The following is a 15,616-nucleotide window of genomic DNA, read 5'->3' as shown; positions in this document are numbered from 1 at the left end:
CACCCTTCGTACCGGTGAGCGAACCTAGTCAGGCGCTGCACCCGCGACAAGCGTGGGGGAGATCGGCTATCGTTGCGCAATGCCAAGCATCCGCGCCTTGTTGCCGCTTCTCCTTCTCGCGTTGCCGGTCCAGGCGCAGCCCTGGGCGCCGGAAGCGGCGCGCACGGCGGGGCGTATGGCGATCGCGGCAAGCAATGCGGGGCGCTGGCCGGAGGCCGAGAGCTTCGCCGCCGTGGCCGACCCACTGGCGCGCAAGCTCTCGCTCTGGATCCGCCTGTCCAATCGCGCGGCACCCGCCACGGGGGCGGAGCTGGCCGCCTTCATCGACGAGAATCCGGACTGGCCCGCGCCCGACACGCTGATCCGCCGCGCCGAAGACGCGATCGCCGGCGGGCTGCTGCAGGATGCCGACCTGCTGCGGCTCTATGCGCGCAACTCGCCGCGCTCGCTGGGCGCCGCACTCGCGCTCGCCGAGGCGCTGGGCCGCGCCGACCGTGCCGCGGCCATCCCCGCGATGATCGACCGCGCCTGGGCGGAGACGCCGGGCGATGCCTTCGCCGAAGAAGCGGTGGCGATGCGGCACGCCGCGTCGATCACACCCGCTTCCGCCTGGCGCCGGTTCGACCGGCTCTCCTTCGCACGCGACATGGCGGCGGCGCAGCGCGCGGCGCAGCGCCTGACCGGTGCCGCGCGTCTGCGCGCCGATGCGCGGCTGTCGGGCGGGGCGGGCGATATCGGCGGCGTGCTGCTGCAGGCCCGCGCGCTGCGCCAGTCCGACCGCGACCTGGAGGCGGCGGCCGCCTGGCAGGCCGGTGAATCGCTGCAACGCGACCTGGGTTACGAGGCGAGCCGGGCGGTCTGGACGGAGCGCCAGGTCCTCGCCCGCAAGCTGCTGCGCCTGGGCCATGTGCGCGAGGCCTATCGCACCGCGTCCCAGCACGGCCAGGCCGAAGCGGGCGAGCCGCGGCAGGAGGCGGAGTTCCTCGCCGGCTTCATCGCGCTCCGCCGCATGAACGACCCCGCAGCGGCGTCGCGACACTTCGCGCGCCTGGGTGAGGGCAGCCGCAGCGTCATCACCCGCGCGCGGGCCGGCTACTGGCAGGGCAGGGCGGCCGCAGCGCGCGGCGACGCCGCGGGTGCGCGGCCCTTCTACGAAGCCGCCGCGTCGCTCCCGGCAGCCTTCTACGGCCAGCTCGCCGTGCTCGCTCTCGGCGAGGACAGCGCCCGCCTTTCGGCGCGCATCGCGGCCGCGCCGGCACCGGCGCTCACCGCCGAACGCGCGCTGGATTTCGCCGGCCGCGAACTCTCCCGTGCCGTGGTGACGCTCGCCGATCTGGGCGAACAGCGCCGCGCGCGCGCCTTCCTCCTCCGCCTGGAGAACCTCGCCTCCGACGATGTGGACCGTCGCCTGGCCGCGCGGCTCGGCCACGCGATCGGGCGGCCGGACCACGCCATCTGGGTGGCGCGGCGCGCGGGAACCGACGGCGTGATGCTGATCGAGGATGGCTGGCCCGCCCCTGTGCGCCCGGACGTGGCCACGCCCGAACTTCCCATCCTGTTCGCCATCACCCGCCAGGAGAGCAATTTCGACACCGAGGCGGTGAGCGGCGCCAATGCGCGTGGGCTGATGCAGCTGTTGCCCTCGACGGCCGCGATGACCGCGCGGCGCCTGGGCATACCGCACGCCCTGCCGATGCTGACCGGCGACCCCGCGCACAACATGCGCCTGGGGGCTGCCTATATCGAGCAGATGCTGGCCCGCTATGGCGGCGCGCTGCCGCTCGCCGCCGCCGCCTACAATGCCGGGCCCGGGCGCGTGGATGAATGGCTCGGCACCTATGGCGACCCGCGCGCGACGGTGGATGTGATCGACTGGATCGAGCAGATCCCCTTCTCGGAGACCCGCAACTACGTGATGCGCGTGATCGAGAACGTGCTGATCTACCGCGCCCGCGAGCCCGCGCTTGCCGGTGCGCCGCATCCCTTGGCAGAATTCCTGGTGCGCGCGCCGTGAAGGACGCTCCCTGATGCCGATCGGCCGTCGCCTTGTCGTCCTGGGCATGACCGCGCCGCTGCCGGCGCTGGCGCAGAAGGATGGCAGCGCGCTCGGCACGCCGGGGGGCGCCGGTCGCGCGCCCCCGCCTTCCTATGCGCCGCCGCCATACGCGCCGCCGGCCGCACCCACCCCGCGCCAGGGGCCCCCGCGCACCGGCGTCACCGATGCCGATGCCGCCGATAGCCCCGGCTACGGGCGGCGCAACGTTGACCGCAACCGCCTGCCCGACCGGCCGCACACGGGCGTGACGGACGCGGATTCATCCGACAGTCCCGGCTATGGCCGCAGGGGCGTGGATCCGCGCCGCCAGCCCGGCGCCCCGCGCACCGGTTTTACCGACGCCGATTCCGGCGACAGCCCCGGCAATGGCCGGGGCCCGCGTCGGTGAGGCTGGCGCGCCGCCTTGTCGTGCTCGGCATCGCGGCGCCGCTGCCGGCGCTGGCGCAGAAGGATGGCAGCACGCTGGGCACGCCCGGCACCGCTCCGCGCCCGCCACCGCCGCGCAGCCCCTCCGGCGTCTCCGACAGCGACCCGAACGATCCCGCCGCGCAGGGCCGCGCCCCTGTCCAGAGACGCCCGAGCGGCAATTCCGACTCTGACCCCAACGACCGCCCCGGTCGCGGCGCGCCCACGACCGGCAACTCGGATTCCGACCCGAATGACCGCCCCGGCCGCGGCCGCCCGACCACAGGCAATTCCGATTCCGACCCCAACGACCGTCCCGGCCGCGGCCGCCCCACCACCGGGAATTCCGACTCCGACCCCAATGATCGCCCGGGGCGCGGGCGGCCCACGACAGGCAATTCCGATTCAGACCCGAATGACCGGCCAGGCCGCGGCCGGCCCACCACCGGCGTTTCCGACAGCGACCCCAATGACAGCCCCGGCCGTGGGCGGGTCCGATGAGTCCACCATCCGACAATCTCTGGAAGGAGCCACCCATGAACCGCCTGAGCCGCCGCATCCTGATCATCACGCTCGGCAGCGCGCCCCTGCCCGGCGCCGCGATGGCCCTCGCGCCCCCGCCCGCGGGCCAGGCCACGGCACCCGGCAACGCCGTGCCGGTGCAGCAGCGCCGCCCCTATTCAGGCCAATCCGATTCCGACCCCAATGACGGCGCCGGCTATGGCCGCCCGCGCACCGGCAATTCCGACAGTGATCCGCGCGATGGAGCCGGCCGTGGCCGCCCGACCACCGGCCAATCGGACAATGACCCGCGCGACGCCGCCGGGCGGGGCCGCCCGCGCACCGGCAATTCCGACAATGACCCGAATGATGGCGCCGGTCGCGGCCGGCCGACCACTGGCCGCACGGACAGCGACCCCAGCGATTCCCCAGGGCGCGGCCGGCGTTGACGCCCCATCGCATCTCAGCGCGCGACGGCCTGATCCTCCATGCCGAGGATTGGCGGCCCCCGGCCGGCGCCGCGCATCGCTCGCCGGTGCTCTGCCTGCCCGGCGTCTGCCGCACGGGGGCCGATTTCCGCCGCCTCGCGGAACGCCAGTCGCGCACGCGCCGCGTGGTGACGCTCGACTATGCCGGCCGCGGCGCCAGCGACCGCGCTGCCGACCCGGCGCGCTACCGCCCCGACATCGCCATCCGCGACGTGCTCGACGTGATGGCGGCCCTGCAGATCGATCGGCCCGTTGTGGTCGGCACCAGCTTCGGAGGCCTGATCGCGATGGCGATCGGCGTCATCCGCCCCACGGCACTCGGCGGCGTGGTGCTGAACGATATCGGCCCCGAGATCGGCGCTATCGGCCACGCCTTCGTGCTCGATTTCCTCCGCCGCGATCCCAACGCCGAAAGCCTCGAGGCCTGCGAGGCGCTGCTGCGCGCCGCCCTGCCGCCGCAGCCCGAACTCGACGCGGCCGGCTGGCGCGAATTCGCCGACCTGACCTTCGCGAAGGGCGAGGATGGCCGCTTCCATCCGCGCTGGGACACAAGGCTGATCGACGAGGCGGTCGGCGCCGGCGCCGGGCCGCGGCCCGACCTGTGGGGGTTCTTCGGCGCCCTCGCCCATGTGCCGCTCATGCTGGTCTGGGGCGAGGTGAGCGAGATCCTGCTGCCCGCGACGGTCGCGCGCATGCGCAAGCAGCGGCCGGACATGAGCGTGGTCGCGCTGCCCGGCACCGGCCACGCGCCGACCCTGACCGAGGCCGCCGCGATCGCCGGCATCGACGCCTTCATCGCCGCCATCCCATGACATTGGCGCGGCTGGTCGCGAGCCTCGGCGGCATCGGGCACCTGCGGCCGGCTCCGGGCACCTGGGGCTCCGCCGCGGTGCTGCCCTGCGTGTTGCTCGGGCCGCTGCCCTGCCTCGCGCTCGCGGCGCTGGCCTGCGCGCTCGGGTTCTGGGCGCTGCATGCCCTGTCTGCGGAGGCGGCGTCCGATCCAGGCTGGGTCGTGATCGACGAGGCGGCGGGGCAGTTGCTGGCACTGGCCGTGCTGCCGGTGCCCTCACTGGCCGGCGTGATCGCCGCCTTCGCGCTGTTCCGCCTCTTCGACATCACCAAGCCAGGCCCGGTCGGCTGGGCGGATCGCCAGCACGGGCCCTTGGGCGTCATGCTCGACGACGTGATCGCGGGTGCCATGGCGGCGGCCACCCTCGTCATCGTCCAATATTTGGTTCCAGGGGTCCTCAGCTGATGATTGATCATGCCATGCGCCGGGACGCCGAGGCGCTGCTGGCCGCCCTGCAGCGCGCCGGGCTATGGGTCACCACGGCGGAATCCTGCACCGGCGGGCTGATCGCGGCCGCCCTGACCGCCATCCCCGGCAGCTCCGCCTCGCTCGGCGAGGCCTATGTCACCTATTCGAACGCGGCGAAGCAGCGGCTGCTTGGCGTGCCGGAGGCCCTGCTCGCGGCGCATGGCGCGGTGAGCGAGCCGGTTGCCCTGGCTATGGCGGCGGGCGCGTTGGAGCGAACCGGCGCCGATCTCGCGCTCGCCTGCACTGGGATCGCGGGACCGGGCGGGGCGGTGCCGGGCAAGCCCGTGGGGACCGTTTTCATCGCCGCACAGCGACGTGGCGCCCAGGCACAGGTTTTGCTAAACCATTTTTCCGGAGATCGCGACGCCGTCCGCGCGGCGAGCGTCTTGGCTGCTCTCCGCCTCGGACTTGCCCAGTTCCCGGACGGCTGATTACCTGGGCTGGTGGCTTGCAGTCGATCGCCTGCAATCTATTTGTGCGTTGCCCGCGTCAAATAAGCGATACTCGCCTGTCGGAGACCGTGATGCGCATTCGGACTTTGGTATTTGGCGGCATTGCCCTGGCACTGATCGGCGGGGGCGCGAAATTCTACCTCGACCACGCCGCCGCGCTCGGGCAGGCGGCGTCGAGCGCGCCTGCGCCCGCGCCGGCCGCGCCGCGCATCCCCGTCACCACGGAGCCGGCGCAGGTTGGCTCGGTGCCGATCGAGATCCTGGCCAACGGCATCGTCACCCCCGAAGTGGTCGTCACCATCCGTCCGCGCGTCGACGGCCAGATCACCCAGGTGCATGTGCGCGAAGGCAACCTCGTTCGCCGCGGCGACCGCCTGTTCACCCTCGACAGCCGCTTCAACCAGGCGATCCTCGCCCAGCAGGAAGCCCAACTCTCCCGCGACCGTGCCCTGCTCGCCCGCGCCCAGGCCGACGCCGTGCGCTACCAGTCGCTGCGCGGCGAAGGCTTCGCGGCGCAGCAGCGCTTCGAGCAGGCGCAGGCCGATGCCGCCGCGGCGGCGGCGACCGTGCGCGCCGACGAGGCGCTGATCCAGCAGACCCGCCTCAACATCGAATTCGCGACCATCGTCGCCGAGGCCGATGGCCGGCTCGGCGCGCTGCCGCTGCAGATCGGCAGCTTCATGCGCCTGGCCGAGAACGTGGCCCTGGGCACCATCACGCGGATGGACCCCATGCTGGTGCAGTTCTCGGTGCCCGAGCGCTGGCTGCCGGAAATCCAGCGCGCAATGCGGACCAACACCGCCATGGTGACCGCGCGCGCGGAAGCGGCCGACGCGGTGCCGGCCACCGGTGAGCTGATCTTCGTCGACAGCACGGTGGACACGACAACCGGCACCATCACGCTCAAGGCACGCTTCGAGAATGCCGATTTCCGGCTCTGGCCCGGCCAGTACGTGCAGGTGTCGATGGTGCCGCGGGCGGAGCAGAATGCGCTGACCATCCCCTCCGCCTCGCTGCAGACCGGGCAGAACGGGCGCTTCATCTTCATCCTTACCGGCGACGGCACCGCGCGCCGGCGGCCGATGGAGCTGGTGCGCATCATCGGTGACCGTGCCGTGGTGCGCGGCGAGCTTGCCGCCGGCGAGCGCGTCATCGTCGAGGGCGCGCAGCGCGTCACCGATGGCAGCCGTGCCGTCGAACGGACCACCGCGCCCCAGCGCGTGACGAGCCTCAATTGACCGTACCGAACCGTTTGCCGGAGATCGCCCGATGAACATTTCCGAGCTCTGCGTCCGGCGGCCGGTCATGACCAGCCTGCTCTGCGTCGCGGCCGTGGTCGCGGGCATCATCGCCTATACGCGGCTGCCGGTTGCCGCCATTCCGCGCGTGGACTTTCCGGTCATCACCGTCTTCGCGAACTTCCCCGGCGCCAGCCCGGAGACCATGGCGACCTCCGTCGCGCTGCCGCTGGAACGCGAATTCTCGACCATCGCCGGCATCGACACGATGTCCTCGGTCAACGGCCAGGACACGACGCAGATCACGCTGCAGTTCGTGCTCTCGCGCAACATCGATTCCGCGGCGCAGGACGTGCAGGCCGCGCTCACCCGGGCGCAGCGCCGATTGCCGATCGACATGACCACGCCGCCCTCCTACCGGAAGGTCAATCCGGCCGATGCGCCGGTGGTCCTGCTCACGCTGCGCGGTGGCGACACGCCGCTGTACCGGCTGAACGACATCGCCTCCACCATCATCGGCCCGGCCATCTCGCGCATTCCCGGCGTCGCGCAGGTGCAGACCTTCGGCGAGCAGCTCTACGCCGTGCGGGTGCGGATGGACCCCGACCGCATCGCGGCCATGGGCCTCGCCTTCGACACCGTGCAGCAATCCATCGCGCAGGCGAATTCCTCCGCACCGGTGGGCCTGCTCAACGGGACGCGGCAGCAGCTGACGCTCAGTTCCAACGACCAGCCGCAGAATGCCGCGGCCTTCGGGCGGCTGGTGATCGCGGGGCGCACCAATGCGCCGATCCGGCTGAACGAGGTCGCGAGCGTGGCCGACGGGGTGCAGAACGAACGCGTGGCCTCCTGGCGCGACGGCCAGCGGGCGCTGGTCCTCGCCGTGCTGCGGCAGCCCGACGCAAACACCGTGGAGGTGGTCGATGGCGTGATCGCCTCGCTGCCGGGGCTGCAGGCATCGCTGCCGCCGGGGGCGGAGCTCCAGGTCATGCTCGACCGCAGCCTCTCGATCCGCGACGCGGTGCATGACGTGCAGGAAAGCCTGATGATCGCGATCGGCCTCGTGGTCCTGGTCTGCTTCCTGTTCCTGCGCAAGGTGAGTGCGACGATCATCCCCTCGGTCACGGTGCCGATCAGCCTCTGCGTCGCCTTCGGCCTGATGTATGCGCTGGGCTACGGCATCGACAACGTCACGCTGCTCGGCCTCACCATCGCGGTGGGGCTGGTGGTGGATGACGCGATTGTCGTGCTCGAGGCGATCATGCGCCATATCGAGGAGGGGATGGCGCCGATGCAGGCCGCGATCCGCGGCTCGAAGGAGATCGGCTTCACCGTCCTGTCCATCACCCTGTCGCTGGTGGCGGTGTTCCTGCCCATCCTGCTCATGGGCGGTGTGGTCGGGCGCGTGTTCAACGCCTTTGCGGCGACGGTGTGCCTCTCGGTCATCGCCTCCTGCTTCGTCTCGCTCACGCTCACCCCGCTGATGGCCTCGCGCCTCAAGGGCGGCCACCACGCCAAGCCCGGGCCGATCGAGCGCTCGCTGGAAGCGGGCTTCGTGGGGATCGAGCGCGGCTATGCCTGGGCGCTGGACCGCGCGCTGAAGTTCAAGTTCGTGGTGTGGATCGTGTTCTTCGCCTCGCTCGGCGCCTGCGCCTGGATGGCGATCATCATCCCCAAGGGCTTCTTCCCGGTCGAGGACACCGGCATCATCACGATCAACACCGAAGGCCCGCGCGGCGCCTCGATCGACGCCATGTCCGACCTGCAGGGCCGGCTTGCGGAGATCCTCGGACGATCGCCGAATGTGGTCAGCGTGGTGTCCAACCTTGGCGCGGTCGGCGGCTCGGCCTCGATCAACCAGGGGCGGCTGTTCGTGACGCTCAAGCCGCTCGGCGAGCGGCCGGACATTGTCACCACCATGCAGCAGCTGCGCCGCGAGACCTCGCAGATCCCGGGTCTGCGGGTGTTCATCCAGCCGGTGCAGAACCTCAATTTCGGCGCGCGGCAGACGCGCACGCTCTACCTCTACACGCTGCAGGGTCTGCGGCTCGATGAGCTCTACGACTGGGCGCCGCGTCTGGAAGCACGGCTCGCGCAACTGCCGCAGATGCAGGACGTGAACACCGACCTCCAGGTCGACAGCCCGGTCGTGCTGGTGAACGTGGACCGAGACCGGGCGACCGCGCTCGGCGTCTCGATCGACCAGGTGCGCCAGGCGCTGTATTCGGCCTTCGGCGCGCGACAGATCAGCACGCTCTACGGCCAGGCCAATGCCTACCCCGTCATCCTCGAGGCGCTGCCCGAGGACCAGCGCGACGAATCCGGGCTGGCCAAGCTCTACCTCCGCTCGACGCGCGGCGGCCTCGTGCCGCTATCCGCGGTCGCCAGCATCGAGCGTCGCTCCGGTCCGCTCACCGTCGGTCACCAGGGGCAGCTGCCGGCGGTGACCATCGGCTTCAACACCGCGCCGGGCGTCGCACTCGGCGAGGCCGTCAACGCCATTCGCGCAGTCGAGCGCGACATGGGCCTGCCGCCGACCATCGTCACCGGATTCACCGGTTCCGCGCAGGTCTTCCAGCAGGCGCTGGCGGGGCAGGGGATGCTGATCCTCGCCGCCGTCCTGATCGTCTACGTCGTGCTGGGCGTGCTGTACGAAAGCCTGATCCACCCGCTGACCATCCTGTCGGGCCTGCCGGGCGCGGCACTCGGCGCTTTCGCGACGTTGTGGCTGTTCAACCTCGACCTCTCGGTCATTGCGGTGATCGGCGTGCTGCTGCTGATCGGGCTGGTGAAGAAGAACGCCATCATGATCGTCGACGTGGCTCTGCAACGACAACGCGCGGGCACGCCGGCGCGTATCGCCGTGCGGGAGGCCTGCGTGGTGCGGTTCCGGCCGATCCTGATGACGACGCTGGCAGCCGCGGCGGGCGCGGTGCCGATCGCGGCCGGCTGGGGCGCAGCCGCCGAGCTACGCCAGCCGCTCGGCCTCGCCGTCGTCGGCGGGCTCGCGGTCAGCCAGGTGCTGACCCTGTTCATCACGCCGGTGTTGTATCTGGGCTTCGACGGGCTGGCGCGGGTGTTCAGCCGCAACCCAGTGCCCTCAAACGTCGCGCCGGCCGAGTAGCCGGCAGCAGCCCGCCGCCTCAGGCGGGCTGCTTATCACCTAGTAGCGGTAGCCATGCCCGTAGCCGTACCCGCCGTAGTAGCGCGGGGCGGGCGCGGCGTAGTAGCCGCCGTAGCGCGGGCCATAATAGCCGCCGCGATAGGGGGCCGGCGCCACGATGCAGGCCGAAAGACCGACGGCGGCGAAGGCAAGGACAGCGAGCCGGATCACAGTGTTGCGCATCTCAAATCTCCCAAGCCAGAACGTTTGGCCTCGATGCGCATATGGCCCCACGCCGATGGCCACACCATGGTCCGGGCGTGGCAGCGCCGCCGCAATTGCTCTCAGCGCGCGGGCGGGTGATCCGGCCGGCGGAACTGCAGGTCCAGCCCCTTCGCCCGCCACCCGGCCTCAATGAGGTCGATGTCGATCAACCCGGCCGGGTTCGCCTTGCGCGGCGCATTGGTGATGCGCGCGGCGCCCATCTCCTCCCACAGGGTGAACAGGCGCCGCAGCTCCGCGATCGGGTCCTTGTGGTCGTCGACGCGCAGGTTGATGTCGGGGAAATCCTCGGTGGTGGTGAGGATCAGCGCCGCGGACTGACGACCACGCCGGTCGCCGCCGGCGGCATCGCCCGCTTCCATCGCGCGCATCATCCGTTCGGCGAGCGGCAGGCCGTGGGCGGCCTCGAACGCCGCGGCCGTCGCCGCGAGCACCTCCGGCCCGGCCAGCATGTTGCCCGCGAAGCTCGCGCCCGGCCGGCCCGTATCGCCGCACCATTCCACGCAATGCGCCCCGGTCCAGGCGGCACTCCGCCCCTCCGCGTCGATCGCGTGGAGCTGACGCAGGCTGCGCCCCTCATCGCCCGCAAGCGCACTGCGCAGCGCCGCCTCTGCGGGCAGGCCGCGCTCCATCGCGTCCAGAACGGCGGGGCCGAGATAGCGGTTGGTGATCGATTGCGTCGACACCGCGCCCACCCCCGCCCGCGTGTGCGGGCAACTCGCGCCCACCGCGAAATTGCACGTCGCGACGGCGACCGCGAAGGCGCCGCTCTCCGGTTCATGGGCACAGATGGACCAGGTCATGCAGTCACTCCTCGGTTGCACGCGCATCGAACTCGCGCCAGTTATGGCCGCAAACCACCGGGGGATTCCATCCATGAACATCACGTCCTCGCGCCGCGCTCTCATGGCCCTGGCGGTCGCCGCGGCGCTGCCCCGCGTGGCCCGTGCGCAAGCCGCATGGCCGGACCGCCCGACGCGCCTGATCGTGCCGTTCGGCGCCGGCGGGGCGGTCGATACGCTGTCCCGCACCGTCGCCAACCTCTTCGGGCCCCATGCCAACGGCCAGACGCTCGTGGTCGAGAACCGCGGCGGCGCCGGTGGCGGCATCGCGGGGCAAGCCACCGCCACCGCGCGACCCGACGGCACCACGCTGATGATGGCCGACCTGGGTGCGAACGCCATCGGGCGCGAACTCCAGCCCTCCCTCAGCTACGACCCGATGCGCGCCTTCACGCCGATCTGCCACCTGGTGAACCTGCCCATCGTGCTGGTCGTGAAGGCGAGCCTGCCGGTCGATGACCTCGCCGGCTTCATCGCCTATGCGAAGGCCCAGCGCCAGCCGATGCCCTTCGCCCATCCGGGGATCGGCCACGCCAGCCACCTCGCGCAGGAACTGCTCATCCGCCGCGCGGAACTGCAGATGACGCCGGTGCCCTACCGCAGCGGCGCCGAAGTCATGCGCAGCCTCATCCAGGGCGAGACGGACAGCGGCTTCCCCACCGTCTCCACCGCGCTGCCCTTCATCCGCGACAACCGCGTCAAGGCCATCGCCGTGGGTTCTCTCGGCCCGGTAGCACTCCTCCCCAACATCCCCACCGTTGCCAGCCTCTACCCCGGCTTCGAAGCCAACGTCTGGCACGGCATCGTCGGCCCCGCCGGCCTCGCCCCGGAGATCGTCGCCACCGCCAATCGCATCTTCAACGCCATCGCGGCGATGCCGGAATTCCGCCGGCAGGTGGAATCCACCCAGGCCGCCCAAGTCGTCGGCGGCACGCCCGAAGCCTTCGCCCAGTACATCCAGGCCGACTACGACCGCTGGGTGCCGCTGATCCGGGCTGGGGGGATGCGGGCGGAGTAGGAGAAAGCAAGGCGGGGGGCTCCGCCCCCTCGACCCCTGCCAGGAGCCTGTGGCCCCTGGACCCCCATTTGTGGTCCTGGGCTGGGAGAGGGCAGTGTTTCATCGATGTGCGCTGGTTGGGAAGGGGGCGCGTCGAGGAAGTTCGTGTGATCACGGGAGCTCTACGCGCCCTCTCCCCAACCCGGCGAGCCGCAACCCCCTCCCAATCCCAAGAACCCACAGATGGGGGTCGAGGATCGACACGATCTTCGCGGGGTCCAGGGGCAGAGCCCCTGGCCTTGCTTCCTCCTACCCCGCCGCACCCCGCAGCCGCGCCAGGGACTCCTCGCGGCCGAGTGCGACAAGGACGGCATCGACCGGGGGGCTAGTGGTGCTGCCGGTCAGCGCAGCGCGCATCGGCTGGGCGACGGTGCCGAGCTTGATGGCGTGGGTTTCGGCGTAGCTGCGCATGGCGGCTTCGATGGCGGCCTTGTCCCAGGGGGTTTGCGCGAGGATGTCGGAGATGGCGCGGAGATGGGGCTTCGTCTCGGGGGTAAGGAGGGCGGCGGCCTTGCCGTCCGGGGTGGGGGCGGTGTCGGTCAGGGCGAAGGCGACGCCGGCGACGATTTCATTGAGGGATTTCGCGCGTTCCTTCAGCGTCGGCATCAGCGAGGCGATGCGCGCGGCATGCGGCGTGGGGCCGGTGCGCGCGAGCACGGCGTCGACCAGGCGCTGGTCGTCGGCCTGGCGCAGGTACTGGCCGTTGAGGTGGGTGAGTTTGGCGTAGTCCATGCGCGATGCGCTGCGGCCGACATCGGCGAGGTCGAAGAGTGCGATGGCGCGCTCGCGGCGGACGAATTCCTCGTCGCCATGGCCCCAGCCGAGGCGGAGGAGGTAGTTGCACACCGCCTCGGGCAGGAAGCCCTGGTTTTCAAACTCGCCGACTCCCACGGCACCGTGGCGCTTGGAAAGCTTGGCGCCATCGGCGCCGTGGATGAGCGGGATATGTGCAAAGGCGGGGCGCTCCCAGCCCATGGCGTCGTAGACCATGCATTGGCGGAAGGTGTTCGTGAGGTGGTCGTCGCCGCGGATGACGTGGGTGATGGCCATGTCGTGGTCGTCGACGACGACCGCGTGCAGGTAGGTGGGTGAACCGTCGGAGCGGAGGATGATCATGTCGTCGAGCTCCGCGTGAGCGACGCGGACCTCGCCCTGGACCAGGTCGTGCACCACCGTCTCGCCGCCGCGCGGGGCCTTGATGCGGATCACGGGGGCGACTCCCTCGGGCGGGGTGGCGCCGTCGATCCAGCGTGAGCCGTCGTAGCGGAAGGGGCGTTTTTCTGCCTCGGCGGCGGTGCGCATGGCCGCCAGTTCCTCGGCGGTGTCGTAGGCGAGGTAGGCCGCGCCCTTGGCGAGGAGTTCGCGTGCGACCTCCGCGTGGCGGGCTTCGCGCGCGCTCTGAAAGACCGGCGGCTCGTCGGGCGGCAGCTCCAGCCAGGCGAGGCTGCGGATGATCTGGTCCACGGCTTCGGGCGTGCTGCGCGCCTTGTCGGTGTCTTCGATGCGCAGCAGGTACTGGCCGCCGTGGTGGCGCGCGAAGAGGTAGTTGAACAGCGCGGTGCGGGCGCCGCCGATGTGCAGGAAGCCGGTGGGCGAGGGGGCGAAGCGGGTGCGGACGGTCATGGCGCGGCAATAGCGCAGATTCTCCGCCGCGTGAATCGCGCGCGAGGCTTTCGTTTCGCAACGCACACGTCCAGATTGCACGCGGAGGTTGCACCCTGTCCTTCGCCGTCCCCACCGCAGTTCCGATCGTGCCCGCCCTGCCGTCGCGGCTCGCGCGCGCGGGGCTCGGCGTGTTCGCGCGACAGGGCGACGCGCTCGCGCCCTGGCTCGCGGTGGCGTTGGGCGTCGGGATCCTCGGCTACTTTGCGCTGCTGGAGGAGCCTTCGCCCGCCTGGCGCTGGCTGGTCCTGCCGCTGGTCACGGCGGCGCTGGCCGCGGCGCGCTGGCATCCACTGGCGGGGTGGTCGCTGGGGCTCATCGCGGCGGCGGCACTTGGTTTCGCCGCGGCGTCCTGGCATGGCGAGCACGCCGCCCCCGCGCTCGACCTGCCGCGCAACGCGGTGATCGTCACCGGCATCGTGCAGTCCGTCGAGATGCTGCCGGAGGGGCGGCGCGTGGCGCTCGCGCAGGCGCGCATCGGGCAGGAGGCGGCGCTGCCGCGCCTGGTCCGGGTGCGGCTGCGCGCCAATGATCCGGCGCGGCCGGAACCGGGCGATACGCTCACGTTGCGCACCCTGCTGCGCCCACCGCCGCCGCCGGCCTATCCGGGTGCGTGGGATTTCCAGCGCGGCGCCTGGTTCTCGGGGCTGGGGGCGTCGGGCTCGGCACTGGGGCCTGCGAGCGTCGAGCCGGGAAGTGGAGCGGCGCCGCCGCTGGCCGCCACCCGCACCGCGATCGAGGCGCGCGTGACATCGCTGATCCCCGGTGCGGCGGGGACCGTCGCGGCAGCGCTGCTCACCGGATCCCAGGGGGCGATCCCGGCACCGGCGATGCAGGCGATGCGCGATTCCGGCCTCGCGCACCTGCTCTCGGTCTCGGGGCTGCACATCGCGATCGTCATGGGCTGCGCCTTCACGGTCCTGCGCTTCCTCATCGCGGCAATCCCCGCGCTTGCGCTGCGCGGCGACGGGCGGCGATGGCCGGCGCTGGGTGCGCTGGTCGCGGGGGGCGCCTATCTCGTGCTCACCGCCTTCCAGGTGCCGATGCAGCGCAGCTTCGCGATGGCGGCGCTGGTGACGCTCGGGCTGGTGCTGGGGCGGCGCGCGTTGTCGCCGCGCGTGCTCGCCTTCGCCGCGGCGGTGGTGATGCTGGTGCAGCCGGAATCCCTGACCGGCCCGAGCTTCCAGATGAGCTTCGCCGCGGTGCTGGCGCTGATCGCGGGGTTCGAGGCGCTGCGCCCCTGGCTGCCGAGACGGCAGGCCGGGCAGGGGGTGGTGCGCGCCGCCTTGCGCTGGCTTGCGCTGGCGCTGCTCGCGCTGCTGCTGACCAGCCTGCTGGCGGGGGCGGCGACCACGCCCTTCGGCCTGCACCATTTCGGCCGGGTGCAGCTCTACGGCATGGCGGCGAATGCGCTGGCGGTGCCGCTCACCTCGGTGCTGGTGATGCCGGCGGGGATGCTGGCCCTCGCCCTGATGCCGCTCGGTCTTGATACCCTGCCGCTCGCGGCGATGGGCTGGGGGGCGCAGCTGACCCTGGATATCGCCGAGGCGGTGGCCGCCTGGCCGGGGGCCGCGGTGCCGATGCGGCCCATCCCGGCCGAGGGGCTGGCGATCGCGAGCTTCGGGTTTCTGCTTCTGTGCCTGTGGCGCGGCGCCGGGCGGTTGGTGGGTGTTCCCATCATCGCGGCCGGGTTGTCGGCGGGGCTGGTGATCCGCCCGCCGGATATCCTGGTCTCGGCCGATGCGCGGGTGATCCTGGTGCGCACGGAGGCGGGGACCTTCCTCCAGCGGCTCTCGGGCGGCAGCAACTTCACCCGTGACGCCTTCCTGCGCGCCGCGGGCCGCACCGTGGCGGAGCCGATCCTGCCCAACTCGAATGATCCCGGCCTGCGCTGCACCGGCGACATCTGCCGCGTCACGCCACAGCCAGGTGGCACCGACGCCGTGCTGGTGCGCATGGGCGAATCCGGCAGCTATTGCGGCACGGCGGCGGTTCTGGTCTCGGCCGAGCCGGTGCGGCCGCGCTGCCGCGCGAGCCAGGTGGTGGACCGCTTCAGCGTCTGGCGCGACGGCGCCCACGCCATCTGGCTCAGCCCGGAAGGCGCCGTGGTGTTGTCAGACCGCGCCCAGCGTGGCCGGCGGCCCTGGGTGCCGCCGCCGCCGGCGCCGCGCGTGCTGGACGCGCAGCTGCCGCCGTTGCCGACAGAGTGAGG

14 protein-coding genes are annotated in these 15,616 nt (G+C 71.8%); 11 read left to right on the top strand and 3 right to left on the bottom strand.

Annotated elements, in window-relative coordinates; genetic code table 11:
* Nucleotides 1-97 precede the first annotated feature (97 nt).
* The 9 genes from GXW79_RS16690 to GXW79_RS16650 all read left to right on the top strand — a co-directional run bounded on the left by GXW79_RS16690 (nucleotide 98) and on the right by GXW79_RS16650 (nucleotide 9,582).
* Complete coding sequence (locus GXW79_RS16690) at nucleotides 98-2,014, top strand: lytic transglycosylase domain-containing protein (protein ID WP_246504066.1); 1,917 nt, start codon at nucleotides 98-100, stop codon at nucleotides 2,012-2,014.
* Between the two features lie 13 nt (nucleotides 2,015-2,027).
* Nucleotides 2,028-2,444, top strand: coding sequence for a hypothetical protein (locus tag GXW79_RS16685; protein WP_211875574.1), 417 nt, complete (start codon nucleotides 2,028-2,030; stop codon nucleotides 2,442-2,444).
* Nucleotides 2,441-2,962 (top strand): hypothetical protein, encoded by a 522-nt coding sequence (locus GXW79_RS16680; protein ID WP_211875573.1) that lies wholly within the window; start codon nucleotides 2,441-2,443, stop codon nucleotides 2,960-2,962. The genes GXW79_RS16685 and GXW79_RS16680 overlap by 4 nt, the downstream gene beginning before the upstream one ends.
* Before the next feature lie 35 nt (nucleotides 2,963-2,997).
* Nucleotides 2,998-3,411 carry a hypothetical protein gene (locus tag GXW79_RS16675; RefSeq protein WP_211875572.1) on the top strand — a complete coding sequence of 138 codons (414 nt, stop codon included), beginning with the start codon at nucleotides 2,998-3,000 and terminating at the stop codon, nucleotides 3,409-3,411.
* Complete coding sequence (locus GXW79_RS16670) at nucleotides 3,408-4,262, top strand: alpha/beta fold hydrolase (RefSeq protein ID WP_211875571.1); 855 nt, start codon at nucleotides 3,408-3,410, stop codon at nucleotides 4,260-4,262. Before GXW79_RS16675 ends, GXW79_RS16670 begins: the two co-directional genes overlap by 4 nt.
* Complete coding sequence (locus GXW79_RS16665; RefSeq protein ID WP_211875570.1) at nucleotides 4,259-4,705, top strand: phosphatidylglycerophosphatase A family protein; 447 nt, start codon at nucleotides 4,259-4,261, stop codon at nucleotides 4,703-4,705. The genes GXW79_RS16670 and GXW79_RS16665 overlap by 4 nt, the downstream gene beginning before the upstream one ends.
* Before the next feature lie 14 nt (nucleotides 4,706-4,719).
* Complete coding sequence (locus tag GXW79_RS16660; RefSeq protein WP_246504065.1) at nucleotides 4,720-5,199, top strand: CinA family protein; 480 nt, start codon at nucleotides 4,720-4,722, stop codon at nucleotides 5,197-5,199.
* Nucleotides 5,200-5,291: 92 nt separating this feature from the next.
* On the top strand, nucleotides 5,292-6,458 hold the full coding sequence (locus tag GXW79_RS16655) for an efflux RND transporter periplasmic adaptor subunit (RefSeq protein ID WP_211875568.1): 1,167 nt from the start codon (nucleotides 5,292-5,294) through the stop codon (nucleotides 6,456-6,458).
* Nucleotides 6,459-6,489: 31 nt separating this feature from the next.
* Entirely contained in the window at nucleotides 6,490-9,582 is a 3,093-nt protein-coding gene (locus GXW79_RS16650; protein ID WP_211875567.1) for an efflux RND transporter permease subunit, read from the top strand.
* A 39-nt stretch (nucleotides 9,583-9,621) separates the two neighbouring features.
* Here GXW79_RS16650 and GXW79_RS16645 read toward each other — a convergent pair whose 3' ends face one another.
* Together GXW79_RS16645 and GXW79_RS16640 are read right to left on the bottom strand one after the other, a co-directional pair.
* Entirely contained in the window at nucleotides 9,622-9,804 is a 183-nt protein-coding gene (locus tag GXW79_RS16645) for a hypothetical protein (RefSeq protein WP_211875566.1), read from the bottom strand.
* A 101-nt stretch (nucleotides 9,805-9,905) separates the two neighbouring features.
* Nucleotides 9,906-10,646, bottom strand: a complete 741-nt coding sequence (locus GXW79_RS16640) for a DUF1028 domain-containing protein (protein ID WP_211875565.1) — start codon at nucleotides 10,644-10,646, stop codon at nucleotides 9,906-9,908.
* 73 nt (nucleotides 10,647-10,719) lie between these two features.
* Here GXW79_RS16640 and GXW79_RS16635 point away from each other — a divergent pair, with 73 nt between their 5' ends.
* Entirely contained in the window at nucleotides 10,720-11,703 is a 984-nt protein-coding gene (locus tag GXW79_RS16635; protein ID WP_211875564.1) for a Bug family tripartite tricarboxylate transporter substrate binding protein, read from the top strand.
* A 288-nt stretch (nucleotides 11,704-11,991) separates the two neighbouring features.
* Here the strand turns inward: GXW79_RS16635 and gltX are convergent, their stop codons facing one another.
* Nucleotides 11,992-13,365, bottom strand: a complete 1,374-nt coding sequence (gltX, locus tag GXW79_RS16630; RefSeq protein WP_211875563.1) for a glutamate--tRNA ligase — start codon at nucleotides 13,363-13,365, stop codon at nucleotides 11,992-11,994.
* A gap of 128 nt (nucleotides 13,366-13,493) precedes the next feature.
* On the opposite strand from gltX, the gene GXW79_RS16625 reads away from it, so the two are divergent.
* Nucleotides 13,494-15,614: a ComEC/Rec2 family competence protein gene (locus GXW79_RS16625; RefSeq protein WP_211875562.1), complete on the top strand. Its 2,121-nt coding sequence runs from the start codon at nucleotides 13,494-13,496 to the stop codon at nucleotides 15,612-15,614.
* Nucleotides 15,615-15,616 lie beyond the last annotated feature (2 nt).

The sequence above is a fragment of the Plastoroseomonas arctica genome, from assembly GCF_018128965.1.
GTDB classification, from domain to species: Bacteria; Pseudomonadota; Alphaproteobacteria; order Acetobacterales; family Acetobacteraceae; genus Plastoroseomonas; species Plastoroseomonas arctica.
Note: the sequence above shows the minus strand (reverse complement) of the source record. Positions and strands in the feature narration are given on the sequence as shown.

Excerpts from the sequence above, each read along its gene's own strand:
- GXW79_RS16685 (WP_211875574.1), top strand. The coding sequence starts at position 2,028 with ATGCCGATCGGCCGTCGCCTTGTCGTCCTGGGCATGACCGCGCCGCTG.
- GXW79_RS16675 (WP_211875572.1), top strand. The coding sequence starts at position 2,998 with ATGAACCGCCTGAGCCGCCGCATCCTGATCATCACGCTCGGCAGCGCG.
- GXW79_RS16665 (WP_211875570.1), top strand. The coding sequence starts at position 4,259 with ATGACATTGGCGCGGCTGGTCGCGAGCCTCGGCGGCATCGGGCACCTG.
- GXW79_RS16660 (WP_246504065.1), top strand. The coding sequence starts at position 4,720 with ATGCGCCGGGACGCCGAGGCGCTGCTGGCCGCCCTGCAGCGCGCCGGG.
- GXW79_RS16655 (WP_211875568.1), top strand. The coding sequence starts at position 5,292 with ATGCGCATTCGGACTTTGGTATTTGGCGGCATTGCCCTGGCACTGATC.
- GXW79_RS16650 (WP_211875567.1), top strand. The coding sequence starts at position 6,490 with ATGAACATTTCCGAGCTCTGCGTCCGGCGGCCGGTCATGACCAGCCTG.
- GXW79_RS16645 (WP_211875566.1), bottom strand. The coding sequence starts at position 9,804 with ATGCGCAACACTGTGATCCGGCTCGCTGTCCTTGCCTTCGCCGCCGTC.
- GXW79_RS16640 (WP_211875565.1), bottom strand. The coding sequence starts at position 10,646 with ATGACCTGGTCCATCTGTGCCCATGAACCGGAGAGCGGCGCCTTCGCG.
- GXW79_RS16635 (WP_211875564.1), top strand. The coding sequence starts at position 10,720 with ATGAACATCACGTCCTCGCGCCGCGCTCTCATGGCCCTGGCGGTCGCC.
- gltX (WP_211875563.1), bottom strand. The coding sequence starts at position 13,365 with ATGACCGTCCGCACCCGCTTCGCCCCCTCGCCCACCGGCTTCCTGCAC.